The organism is Cohnella mopanensis, assembly GCF_022352055.1.
In the GTDB taxonomy this organism is placed as follows: Bacteria; Bacillota; Bacilli; order Paenibacillales; family Paenibacillaceae; genus Cohnella; species Cohnella mopanensis.
In genome coordinates, this window is the sequence record NZ_JAKRWM010000001.1 from 289,962 (window position 1) to 301,974 (window position 12,013).

The 12,013-nt window shown below is 42.3% G+C and carries 11 protein-coding genes and 1 pseudogene; 8 read left to right on the forward strand and 4 right to left on the reverse strand.

The window, feature by feature from the left end; genetic code table 11:
- Window positions 1-77: 77 nt before the first annotated feature.
- Window positions 78-1,406 (forward strand): SpoIVB peptidase, encoded by a 1,329-nt coding sequence (gene spoIVB, locus L3D05_RS01240; RefSeq protein ID WP_255807143.1) that lies wholly within the window; start codon window positions 78-80, stop codon window positions 1,404-1,406.
- A gap of 240 nt (window positions 1,407-1,646) precedes the next feature.
- Window positions 1,647-2,459, forward strand: coding sequence for a sporulation transcription factor Spo0A (gene spo0A, locus L3D05_RS01245; RefSeq protein WP_239613883.1), 813 nt, complete (start codon window positions 1,647-1,649; stop codon window positions 2,457-2,459).
- 391 nt (window positions 2,460-2,850) lie between these two features.
- On the opposite strand, the pseudogene L3D05_RS01250 reads toward spo0A, so the two are convergent.
- A pseudogene (locus L3D05_RS01250) lies at window positions 2,851-3,099 on the reverse strand (tyrosine-type recombinase/integrase); the annotation flags it as partial.
- Between L3D05_RS01250 and L3D05_RS26590 the strand changes: the two are divergent.
- The 4 genes from L3D05_RS26590 (at window position 2,986) to L3D05_RS01275 (ending at window position 7,842) form a co-directional block, all read left to right on the forward strand.
- Window positions 2,986-3,480, forward strand: coding sequence for a hypothetical protein (locus L3D05_RS26590; protein ID WP_305037400.1), 495 nt, complete (start codon window positions 2,986-2,988; stop codon window positions 3,478-3,480). The pseudogene L3D05_RS01250 and the gene L3D05_RS26590 sit on opposite strands and share 114 nt — an antisense overlap.
- A 2,413-nt stretch (window positions 3,481-5,893) precedes the next feature.
- Complete coding sequence (locus L3D05_RS01265; protein WP_239613886.1) at window positions 5,894-6,745, forward strand: ATP-dependent DNA ligase; 852 nt, start codon at window positions 5,894-5,896, stop codon at window positions 6,743-6,745.
- A 79-nt stretch (window positions 6,746-6,824) separates the two neighbouring features.
- Window positions 6,825-7,412 carry a hypothetical protein gene (locus L3D05_RS01270; RefSeq protein ID WP_239613888.1) on the forward strand — a complete coding sequence of 196 codons (588 nt, stop codon included), beginning with the start codon at window positions 6,825-6,827 and terminating at the stop codon, window positions 7,410-7,412.
- A 103-nt stretch (window positions 7,413-7,515) separates the two neighbouring features.
- Window positions 7,516-7,842 carry a YolD-like family protein gene (locus tag L3D05_RS01275; protein WP_239613890.1) on the forward strand — a complete coding sequence of 109 codons (327 nt, stop codon included), beginning with the start codon at window positions 7,516-7,518 and terminating at the stop codon, window positions 7,840-7,842.
- Here L3D05_RS01275 and L3D05_RS01280 read toward each other — a convergent pair.
- Window positions 7,839-8,042: a hypothetical protein gene (locus L3D05_RS01280; RefSeq protein WP_239613892.1), complete on the reverse strand. Its 204-nt coding sequence runs from the start codon at window positions 8,040-8,042 to the stop codon at window positions 7,839-7,841. The two genes, L3D05_RS01275 and L3D05_RS01280, sit on opposite strands and share 4 nt — an antisense overlap.
- Before the next feature lie 135 nt (window positions 8,043-8,177).
- Between L3D05_RS01280 and L3D05_RS01285 the strand changes: the two genes are divergently transcribed.
- On the forward strand, window positions 8,178-9,044 hold the full coding sequence (locus L3D05_RS01285; protein WP_239613893.1) for a hypothetical protein: 867 nt from the start codon (window positions 8,178-8,180) through the stop codon (window positions 9,042-9,044).
- A 156-nt stretch (window positions 9,045-9,200) separates the two neighbouring features.
- On the opposite strand, the gene L3D05_RS01290 is transcribed toward L3D05_RS01285, so the two are convergent.
- Window positions 9,201-10,244, reverse strand: a complete 1,044-nt coding sequence (locus L3D05_RS01290; RefSeq protein WP_239613895.1) for a tyrosine-type recombinase/integrase — start codon at window positions 10,242-10,244, stop codon at window positions 9,201-9,203.
- Window positions 10,245-10,384: 140 nt separating this feature from the next.
- The gene (locus L3D05_RS01295; RefSeq protein WP_369417938.1) at window positions 10,385-10,627 is read right to left on the reverse strand and encodes a type II toxin-antitoxin system HicB family antitoxin; all 243 of its coding nucleotides are present in this window, start codon (window positions 10,625-10,627) and stop codon (window positions 10,385-10,387) included.
- Window positions 10,628-11,036: 409 nt separating this feature from the next.
- Here L3D05_RS01295 and L3D05_RS01300 point away from each other — a divergent pair, with 409 nt between their 5' ends.
- Window positions 11,037-11,642: a DUF6338 family protein gene (locus L3D05_RS01300; protein ID WP_239613896.1), complete on the forward strand. Its 606-nt coding sequence runs from the start codon at window positions 11,037-11,039 to the stop codon at window positions 11,640-11,642.
- Window positions 11,643-12,013 lie beyond the last annotated feature (371 nt).

A 12,013-nucleotide genomic window follows, 5' to 3' on the forward strand; every position in this document is an offset into this window, starting at 1 on the left:
CAAGGCACGGTTACCTTATAGGTACGTTATCGGCGACAAAGAAATAGCCGATTCAGACTGTAGGGGAGCGTGAGAACTTGTACCAGAAGCACTCCAGGAAACGTCGCATTGGACTTGTTGTCGTTCTTATGCTATGTATCGCCGTTTGTTCCGCACCTTTTCAACATTTTGCGAAGTTCCCTAATCAATTGAGGATGTTTCAAGGTCAGGCTGTGTCGCTACATTACGCTATGCCCGTTCATGCCCAGGGTAGCTTGAATACGCAAGTAGCGGAAATCAACGGCAGCAATCACTCTTCGGTACGCGTCGATCTTAGTCAGCCTTTATCCATTCAACCAAAGCATAGCGGCGTTACGGATTTGAAGCTGAAGCTGTTCGGTAAAATTCCGTTCAAGACGGTACGTTTACAAGTCGTTCCCGATCTAAGGGTTATCCCCGGCGGGCAGACGATTGGCGTTAAAGTCAAATCGGCGGGCATTATGGTCGTTGGGCATCATTTGGTCAAAACAAGAGTGAATACGAAGGTTTCTCCCGGAGAAGAAGCGAAGTTGCGTCTCGGCGATCTGATCGTTGAGATCAACGGAGAAGTATGCAACGATATTTCCAAAATAGCTCCATATGCCGAAACGGCTGGACGAAACGGAGCGCCTCTAAAGTTATTGGTCCAGAGAGGCAAAGAAAGATTCCGCACTTCATTAAATCCGGCCTATGACGAGGAAGACAAAGCTTGGCGCTTGGGATTGTACATTCGCGATTCGGCGGCGGGCGTCGGCACGTTAACGTTCTATGCTCCTGATCAAGGCGTATACGGTGCATTAGGACACGTCATTACCGATATGGATACCCAAACTCCGATCGTCGTAGGAAGCGGAGAAATTTTGCAATCGAGCGTCAACTCGATTTCCAAAAGCCAGAACGGTGAACCAGGAGAGAAAAGAGCGAGTTTTCTCAAGGGCGGTCGCATTTTAGGCAGCGTTGAGCGAAATACGCCTTTCGGGATCTTCGGTCAAATGAAGGAAACTCCGGATCATGCGTATCACGCTGAGCCGATGCCGGTTGCTTTCGCGGAAGAGGTAAAAGAAGGGCCTGCGCAAATTCTGACCGTTGTCGAGAAGCAAAAGGTCGAACGGTTCAATATCGAGATCGTGCATGTATCCAAGCAATCTTCCCCGGCGACGAAGGGGATGGTCATCAAAATAACAGATCCGAAGCTCATTGAGCGTACGGGGGGAATCGTCCAAGGGATGAGTGGCAGCCCGATTATTCAGAACGGTAAGTTGGTCGGAGCAGTCACACATGTATTCGTAAACGATCCTTCGTCCGGCTATGGCTGCTTTATTGAGTGGATGCTGCAGGATGCCGGCATAATGCTAAACCCGGAGCAATCGACGTCTAAGGCGGTTTAACGCCTTAGATTTTGCTCATTCACGGAAAGACGAACATTTGTCGAAAATGTACGAAACATATCGGCATTTGACCTATTGTGACGCAAATGAATAATTATATTCGATTTTGCACAATAAATAAAGAAATATTTTTAAAATCGAGAAGGAATACAGAATAGCAATGTCGAAAACGGATAAACAGAGAAACGGTGAGCGTTTTTCGTCAATTAATTCTCGCGTAGAGAAAGGGAGGACCAGACATTGCCACGTATTGAAGTGTTCCTAGCAGACGACAACCGAGAATTTACGAATTTATTATCAGAGTACATCCAAGAGCAGGATGATATGACGGTCATCGGAGTGGCGTACAACGGAGAAGAGGTCATCCGTCAACTGGAAGAAACACGTAGGGTACCGGATGTCATGATCCTCGATATTATTATGCCGCATTTGGATGGACTTGGCGTCCTGGAGAAATTGCGGGATTTAAATTTATCGCCTATGCCCAAGATCATTATGCTCACAGCTTTCGGACAAGAGAACATTACTCAGCGTGCGGTACAACTAGGCGCTTCTTACTACATACTCAAACCGTTCGATATGGATGTTCTGGCTAACCGGATTCGCCAATTGGCCGGCAACTCCGTCGTCAATTCGGTTACATCGTCTTCCGTTCCGAGCAGCAGCAATCGTTCGAACATCGTACAAATCGGTAAACCTAAAAATTTGGATGCCAATATCACGAGTATCATTCACGAGATCGGCGTGCCGGCGCATATTAAAGGCTACCAGTATTTACGCGAAGCGATTACGATGGTGTACAACAACATCGAAATTCTCGGCGCGATTACGAAGACGCTGTATCCCGCGATCGCAGAGAAATTCAAGACGACGCCTTCCCGCGTCGAACGCGCGATCCGTCACGCGATCGAAGTCGCTTGGACTCGCGGCAACATCGATTCGATTAGCCATCTATTCGGCTACACGATCAACATCGCGAAGTCGAAGCCGACCAATAGCGAATTCATCGCGATGGTTGCGGACAAGCTGCGGATCGAGCATAAGGTTTCGTAAATGGCGTAGTGATGCGGGATTTACGGTTCGGTTCCGGTCGCTATAGCGATGAATTATCGGATGCTTTGCGTAGCCGTTCCGATAAACTTTACGTAGCGATTCGGATAAACTAGATCGGATTTCACCTCGATTTCGACGCGAGTTTGTCGGACGTTAACTTGCGCATAGTGTACCGTATGTGTACGTAAAACTCAATAGATTACGAGGAAAAGGGCGCCTTCGGGCGTTCTTTTTCGTTTTAAAGATAAAGGGTCGAACACACGGTGAAGTGATCAGGTGTTAGTGACTTTATGCTGATAAGTTGTAACCGATACGAACTGAAGAGATAATGGTAGTGATGAAATAAAGCGGCCCATGGAATTAAATCCGCGATAGGCCGCATTTTTCACTTCTATATGTGCAGTTTATTATGATCCGGTCCGAAGTTCTGTAACGGTGAAAATTTCTTATGTTCGTTCTTTATCTCATCGGAGAAGAGGTTAACATAAGTTAATACTTGATTTAATGTGGAGTGACCGAGCATACTCTGCAACGCGAAGAGTCCGGCCTTGTTTATTACACTCATACGCGCAAACGTGTGCCTCAAAGTGTGGGGCGAAACTCGAACGTTTGTTGTACCGGCAGATCTACCGTATTCTTTGAGACGGAATTGAACGTCTCTGCGCGTCATAGGAGTATCCGTCCAAGTTGGGATAAACAGTCTATTTACGTGAGGTCGTCCGGGCTGAGGATAACCGTAAGCAAATCGTTAACTGGTGTTGTTACCCGAGGCGGATATGATCGCGACGAGAGGAAGATCGCTATGTGTGCGGAAGGTGGAAAAGGAGCCAGCATAGTATATATCGATGTGAGAGACAACCGAGGTGCCGGAAGCTGGGACGGAAATCAACTGGAAGATTACGCGGACGGCATGCGAGTTCTGTTTGTCGTTGAGAAACCGGAAATTACGGTTCCTAACCAGTTCGCGGAGGAATCGCAGAAACCGTCGAAAGAATCGTCGAAGTCTAGTCAAACCAAGTAGGAGCCAAGTTCGAAATTTTCGGAAGAGAAAGAATACGTGTATTACGCGAACTGTAAGGCGGTGCGCGAGGCGGTGTAGACCCGCTATACGAAGGCGATCCGGGGGTATTCAACGAAACTGGATCGAGACAGAGACGGAGTAGCTTGAGAATAAGCAGTAGGGGTTATCCCTTCTGCTTTTTTCTTTGCAAAATATCAAAAAAATAGAATTTTACAGATAGAAATAATTGTTATATAGTAATAGATGGATGGGCTATAAGTTGGGTTGCAGTGCCTAGCTTACGAAGACTTAACAACCAAAACCTAAAACAACCAAAACCTAAAACAACTAAAACCTCTAAAACAACCAAAACCTAAAACAACTAAAACCTAAAACAACTAAAACAACTAAAACCTCTAAAACAACCAAAACCTAAAACAACTAAAACCTCTAAAACAACCAAAACCTAAAACAACCAAAACCTAAAACAACTAAAACCTCTAAAACAACCAAAACCTAAAACAACTAAAACCTAAAACTCTATAGAGAAGTTAAGTCGAAGTAAAGCTTTCAATCAACTCTCCAATTAGCCCATTTAGATGCATTAAAATGGAGGGTTTATATGTTTAAGTTTATTGGTTTAGTTAAGAGGCGTACTAATTCACCGCACTTCTGGCTGGCGCTCTTTACCAGGGTGTTTGCAGCAATAATCGCTAGTTTTCTTGGATGGTTACTGCACCTGTTCATAAACTAGTAAAATAGTAAGAAGCCCCTTATGTTTGTTGTAAGGGGCTTTTGTAAGTCATAGTAGAACCGGCTTTCAAAATCTATTTAGTGTGTCTGTAAGTAACCAAAATAATTGAATTACCCGCTTTAATGTTGTTCCGCGAGGTGGACTTACTACCGAGCGATAGTATCACCTCCACAATCACCATTTATTTTAATTTATCTTACCGGGATATCTCGTTATTCTCCGATGTTACAATTAACGGGTGAGGGGTCTCGTTGCTAAAAAGAAGACGAGTAATACGTCTGTCGGGGCGAGGAGTATGAGACTTCACAATAGGATTTAAGGCTGCAAATTGGAATGTTGATGGGTGACTTAGAGCGGAGTTTGAATTACTAAGCAATGAAGGGATGAACACAATGGCTCATAAGCTTGAGGGAAATGGATTGTGGGAGTCGTCGCGAATGATACTACTGGAGCATAAAGAACGGATTATCCGCGAATAATTCGAGTTTAAGAATAAGCGCACGCTGACGTTAATCAAGCGGCACTCGATCGATGGGAAACCGGAGGTTGTCGCGGTGAACGGCCGGCTTCACTTCCGCTAGATTGCTCCTTACTTGAGCGACTAGCCGACGCAGTACTAAACGAGGAATTATCCGATACACACCCGGACAAGGTAGCACGCGCCGAGTATCCGTTTTTTAGCGCACATCAATTGGATCTCCGCCGTGACCGGGAGACATCGCTCAAAGCAGCGGAAGAAACCGGTACTGACGGACGAGATTATCGCGTACCTAAACGGAGGAGACGTTCGCGCTACGATAATAACTTCGTTGATGCTAACGCAAAAATACGCAACGCGGCGAGAGCGGTACAGTATAAACGGGATACAGCGGCGGGTCCGATCGTTTCGCATATGACGGCGCCATTCGTTGCGGCAGCGAGCGTGGGGCAAACGCGGCGTGTCCGATTGAGTTGCGTGTACGAAGTTAGTTAACGAAAAAAATCGCGCGGATAACGTTCCTTTTCGTTGGTGTACGAAGGGAGGCGGTATCAAGCGCGATTTCTCGTATAGATACACCGTGGACGTTGAGCGTGTACTGTCGTGGATTTACGCAGATAATCAATAAAATAAAATTATAAATTACTTCAAAATGTATTTACAATTGTAAATACTAATGATATTATTAAATTTTGTTTTAAAATAGTTGAAATTAGGAAATGGAAAATGTTATTATATATTTGTAAGACAGTATAGTATTTTTAACAAAATAATTATTAGGAGGTGTGCTATAAGGGTGGGGGTGAACAATGAACAATGAAAAAGCTTATTAAGAGTACGATTATTTTAGCGATAGTATTAGTTAATATTATTGAGATTTCTTACTTATTTAACATTACGATTAATATTTATCTTTAATTATAGGATCATTTTTGGCAATACATAATGTTTCAACCTAATTATCGAGATCTCAAAACTAATCAGTTAGCCACTGTTAAACATATATGAATGCCCTATTATTGAAATCAACCTCTCTTGGTTTGGCCGACCGAGAGGGGTTTTTAGTTTTATTCGAACTTGATAATTCTGACAGGGACGTTGTTCCCCAAATCAACCTAATATTCAATAACTTACCGGGGTTTACTTATCATTATCAGTGTTACAATCGGTATATCAACTAAGATATACGGATGGTGTACGCAATGTTTCTTTCCCCGATGTTACTCGAAAAACGCGAATCTCCGTTCGACGACGATCGCTACATATTCGAGCCTAAGATCGACGGTCACCGTTTGATCCTTTCGATGGAGAACGGAGTCGCCCGGCTATTCACGCGCCATAATAACGATGTAACACCTCAATATCCCGAGCTCCATAACGTACCGATCGCGGATAACTCTGACGTCGTACTGGACGGAGAGGTAGCATGCTTAAACCCGGAGACGGGTACAATCGAGTTTGAGCTAGTTATGGAACGTTTTATGAAAAAAAAGCCGCTAGCAATTACGGAAGCATCCGTACGACAACCGGTTGTGTTTTTCGTGTTCGATATATTACGGTATCGCGGCGAAGATTTGCGAGGTCGAACGTTGATGGAACGTAAATCGCTACTTACGGAAGTGTTGACGGAGAATAGGCATTTCAGCCGCGTGATTAACGTAGAAGGCGCGGGTAATTCGATGTTCAACGCAATCCGCGAGAAAAAACTCGAAGGTATCGTCGCTAAAAAGAAGACGAGTAAATATGTCGGACGACGCGATGCGAATTGGATAAAGATCATCAACTATACGGATGCCGTCGTTCAGATAACGGGATACCGTAAGAACCAATTCGGATGGCTGACGCAGTACCGGAATAAGCCGACGGGGATACTTGAGCTCGCGGTACCGGTAGCGCATAAAAAGGCGCTATATGGCGTCGCGAAGGCGCTAGTAACCGGTGAGGATCGCGATTACGTCTACTTGGAACCGAAGATAAGTGCGCGGGTAAGGTTCCGGAATTGGACGCGGGCAGGTATGCTGCGGACACCGGAGTTTGTGGATTTTGTTATGTGAGTCCTTATTGACGTACTTACATCGCTAGGATAAGCTATTTTTATTATGGATGAAAAGTAAATTGTTGGGGGTGTATTATTTGAGTTTTGTATCGGTTCTGGCTCGCGAGTCCTTTTTATGCGTAATGTCTGATGGACAAGTTACGAATCTTGACGGTGTAACTATTATTCAAGAAGACTTTCAGAAGTTTACTTCGTTAATGGACGGCCGTGCATTTATTGCATTTGCGGGAACAAAGGATTTATGCGAGATGATAATTAGGGACACTCAACTAAAAGACAGAAACTTTAGCGCGTGGAAAGATTTATTTTTACTAGTTTTTAAAGCTCTGAATCTCACAGAGTTACATAAAACTCATAACTATAAGGTAATGTTAGCCTTTGGTGGAATAAATGAAAGTGATGAAATTGAGGTCTATTCGATCAGTTCTATAGATAAAAATATACTTCACCAAAAACCCAAGGGAGATAATACAGACTACTCGTTTCTAAACAATACTTCACACAGTAATGAATTTTGGGAAAAAAAGCTTATAGAGTTATTTAGAGAAACTGGCTATAATACCCCTTCTGAATTAGTCAGCGCCCAAAAACTATTAAACAACTTTGTTGCGGATAATGAGAATTCAGTTAATAAAAAAACGTTTAAGTTGGTAATTAAAAAATGAATGAAAGCTTTCTGTTAGTGGATTGTTTATTTTAGCCCTTGAATATGATCGTTAGTTCTCGCTATAATGAGAACAAACGTTCTTATATCGGAGGGCTTTTTATATGAAGAATAAACTCGATGCGAACGGTCTATGGCAGACGAAGTTTCTTTTACCGGAGCATAAAGAAGCGCTAATCCGCGACTCGCATCACGTTGAGAATTGGCGCGGTAACCGTCCGGAGATCGATCCGCAGGAGCGCGAATTAATCATGCGTGTGTTAATGGAGTCGCTCGGTCAGCAAACGGTCGCCCAATTCCGCTTATACGATCCGTACGAGGAATGCGCGGTTATAGGCATTGTCGAACGCGTTGATCCGTACACCCGGACGTTTATGGTCGATGGCGAGCGCTTTAAGATGGCGGATATTATCGGCGCGACTGCGGTCTAGAGCATGCCCTTTGCGCAGTAGAACGAACAATTGGCGCGGACAAAGTTGTTCAGAACGCTATCTATCCGCAGTTTTACGTGAAAATCCGTTAACTCTTCGATCGGAGCCGGCCCGTACACCACATCGTCAAAGTAGACGTATATCGGCGTACGGTTAGCGGCGGCTTCGTATAGGTCGCGCGTTGTGATTAACGGCTTCATTGCGGTGTTCACCGTCCATAATTGTTAATATACGTAAATTCTACGAAAGATGTCGTAAATCCTGCGGTTTTTGGATGAAATTTCTTATTTCTTATGTATAATAAATACATTAGAGAACGACTGTGAGGAGAAAGAATGGAACCAGCAGTAATTGCAGCAATAATAACTGGCATCATAGCTTTATTTGGTTTAGTAGTCCAATCATTTATTAGTACATCCAAGAACAAGGTAGATAAGACAAATAACTTTGAAAAAACACTTACGAATAAGCTTGAAAATTTCTATACACCCATCTGTATGTATATCGATCGAAATGTGGATGAGGAAACTTTGGTTTCTGATGATATGGTTGTGATTCTAAATAAATTTAGCCATCTAATTTCGCCGGATCTTCTTCAAGATTATAGGGAATTAATTAGATTTGAGAAGAAACAAAGAAGTAGAAAATCTCTTAATCAGAAAATTGAGATTGAAGAAATAAATGAATATAAAGCACTGAGAAAAAAAGTAATAAAACTTACCAATAATGACTACTTAGAATTGCAATCGCTTTATAATAAAAATTTCCAAGCTGAGAAGAATAAACTTTTTGTAACGAAATCAAGCCGATTATTTAGTATTTTTTGGACGGCAGGCAACTCAATTCTTATTCTGATGACTGTGTTTCTTGTTTCATTATTCATAGTTACAGAAAATAAAACAGATGATTTGATACAGCCAACAATACTCATATTGATAGTTATTTCTGCTTTCTTTGTAGTATTAAACTTCACTAAATACATGAGTATACTATCGACTAAGATATCAAACTACAAGGGAAGAAAACAATTTAAAAGCAAAGATTTCGTACCAAATACTGATACCTACAAATGTAAAAGCTGTGGAGAGGTTACCCGCAAATATCAGTACTCGGAATTTGGTACGTGTCCAATTAAGCATAATAGAAGACAAGCGTGGAAGGAATTTCTTGTATTCCCGTTTTGTTGGGAGAGATCAAAATAACAAAAGAGCTCGCCATAATCGGTGAGCTTTTTTTTATTTCATCGTTATTTTCTTCACTCAGTTACTCCGAGATGCATCATTATACTTTCGTGAAAGGTGGCTGTCTTGTAGTGAAGAAATGCGTTGATTTACGCTAGGCCGCGTCTTTTGCGTTTATTACTTACGTTTGGTTTTACGGTTCAATTGTAACTTTGGAATAATCTGATTCAGCGGTGAGTATAAGTCGTGTTGAAATCTTAGCGCTTGGTCAGAAAGATGCGTGTATTGGAGAACGGAGCGCAGGTCATTGTGACCGAGTAGAGACGCTAAGTGACGCAACTCTCCTCCGTTCTCTAAGAACATTGTCGCACCTGTATGCCTTAATAAATGAGGATGAATGCGAACTCCATCTAAGTTAGCAGATTTCGCATGTTGTTTTAATCTGTTTCTAAATTGATCATGTGTAATATTCATTCCATAGTTAGCTAGGAAGATAAAGTCAGTATCAAACTCTTTGTTTTCGTTAATAAGTTCCTTAAGGAGTCGCGATGTTCTCTTAGTAATCGGTACTCGTCTTCCTACTCGTGTTTTGACTATCTCTTCACGAAAATATACTGTTCCAGCCTTAAAGTCTATATCTGATTCCTTTAACGCTATAACCTCACTGATTCTTCCCATCGTGTCCAAAATTAAATTAATCGCGGTATAATCACGAAAGCCAGCATAGGATTTTCTATTTGGAGCAGCCATAAGTGCTTGTAGCTCATTAACAGTTAGTACCCGTTTTGGTTTAACAGATTCCTTTAATTGACCGACATTAGCAAGCGGATTTGTTGTTATATGTCCTTCATTTAATAAAAATTGAAACATTGTGCGTAGACGGTTTACCTTTGAATTTATCGTTGCAGGAGAGAGACCAACGGTCATATTAGCTTCTACTTTATGTGCATGTCCATCCCATTTGCGTTTCTCGTGACGCATCCAGTTCATATAATTGCGCACAACCACTGGCGTTACGCAGGTCATTGTCGGTTCAAGATTTGCGTCTTTCAAGTACAAACAAAAATATCTAAAATATTCTCGATACTTCTCCAATGTATTTGGGGAACGTCCCTCAGCAGCTTTTGCACTATAGAAAATATCAAATAAATCGTGAAGGGACTTGTCTATATTTCGAGTGCTACGGTCGAACTTGTACCGTTTGCCTATCCGCTTATCCACGTAACATCCTCCTGTTAAATAACAAAAGCCCCCATCGCAAAATTGCGTGAGAGCTTCGTTAATTCTTCGTTATTTTTTTGTTGTTCCGTTTAACCTCGTTATAGTGTAAATTTCGATCTGGCGGTAGCTTCATCGCGGTGTCACCTCCTTACCATCAATACGATTACCTCAACGTGCTCATCCGCTTCCAATATGATACGATCGGCCGCTGTTGGCGCAGGTATCACGTCACCATCGCGTACCATCCCCAATATGTGTAGCGAAAGGCACTCCGCAGCCATACGAAGCGCCTCTTCCGGATCATATCCGCAGGATAACGCGCCTGGTAAGTCCCGAAATGAAATCGTGATACCGTCCGGCGCCGTATGGAATTTTACTGAGATTTAGCCTTGCAGTTGTCCTAGAGACAGAAGAAAGACATTTTTTCCCACGAGGAATACTCCCGCCGAAGACGCATGATTCAAAAAGAACCGCGCATCAGTACGGTTCTATAACATTTGAAAAACTGGCGGCCCCGACAGGAATTGAACCTGTGACCTGCGGTTTAGGAAACCGTAAATTACCCGGTATCGTTCCGCTTGCCTTAGGCTACTTAATTCCGTTCATTCAACGTTGACGGACGGTTTACGTGAAGTCCTACGTTGCTGATAGTTTAACGTATCTTTCATGATGACACAAGTGATTTGTATCTCAGGGATTATTTCTAATTAGCGAATTGTGTAATTCTATTTATATAAATATTGACAATATCTCCTATAATATATAGGTTAGTAGATATAGGTAGGTGGTTCTATGGAACTAAATGGAGATACGTTCTTCTACATAACTTTCTTTATTGTGCCAGGCTTTGTTATGAATGCGGCATATTCAAGCATCATTCCGCAGAGAATCTTAGATCAACAAGTAGCTCTACTTAGATTTTTGACGTTTAGTTTTATAAATTTTATTGTATGGTACTGGTTAATTGTGAAATTAATTAGTGAAAAGTTTTGGAAAGATGAGCCTGTTTATTGGTTGCTTATTTTATTCGGACTGCTTGTTCTAAGTCCATATATCTTAGGGTTTATATCGGGAGTCATTACTTCAAAATCTTGGTTAAGAAATGTATTAACGAAATTAGGGATAAATCCAATGCACTCGGTTCCAACGGCTTGGGATTATGTATTAAAGGAAGGTAACTGGGTAATAGTCACTTTTAAGGATGGAACTTTAGTCTATGGGCTCTACAATGATCAATCTTTCGCATCATCAATTCATGATGAGAGGGACGTCTACATTCAAGCTGTATATGATCGAGATTCAGTAACGGGGGACTGGGAAATAAGGCCAAGAACTAAAGGAATGTGGATAGCAAAGGAAGAAATTAAATCGATTGAGTTTATTAAATTTGAAAACTAGGAGGATTTGAATGGAAAAGCGACCTGCTATAACTAATGGTTATGAACAGAGGGGACACCAACCGTCCAGCGTTCAAAAGGGAATTCAGCCAACTCCAATAAGCAATGTGGGAAAGCCACCATCAACCGGTACGAGTATACATAAACCAAGCAATAATTCTTAAATAAATGGGGAATTAACGTGTACACGAAAAAACCACTACCATTACCCGACAACGGTCATCAACCGAAACCGGGAAGTCCCGGAGTCCCACCAAAAACTCGCTAAAGATGCGAAAGCAGTTAATCGCTCTTATCCGCTGTATAGTACGCAAAGAGCCCGGCAGTTCGGTCCGAAATACACCGGCTAGCGGAAAAGTTGTGGAAAGCGGC

Excerpts from the sequence above, each read along its gene's own strand:
- L3D05_RS01275 (WP_239613890.1), top strand. The coding sequence starts at position 7,516 with ATGAAGAATAAACTCGATGCGAACGGTCTATGGCAGACGAAGTTTCTT.
- L3D05_RS01265 (WP_239613886.1), top strand. The coding sequence starts at position 5,894 with ATGTTTCTTTCCCCGATGTTACTCGAAAAACGCGAATCTCCGTTCGAC.
- L3D05_RS01280 (WP_239613892.1), bottom strand. The coding sequence starts at position 8,042 with ATGAAGCCGTTAATCACAACGCGCGACCTATACGAAGCCGCCGCTAAC.
- L3D05_RS01300 (WP_239613896.1), top strand. The coding sequence starts at position 11,037 with ATGGAACTAAATGGAGATACGTTCTTCTACATAACTTTCTTTATTGTG.
- L3D05_RS01285 (WP_239613893.1), top strand. The coding sequence starts at position 8,178 with ATGGAACCAGCAGTAATTGCAGCAATAATAACTGGCATCATAGCTTTA.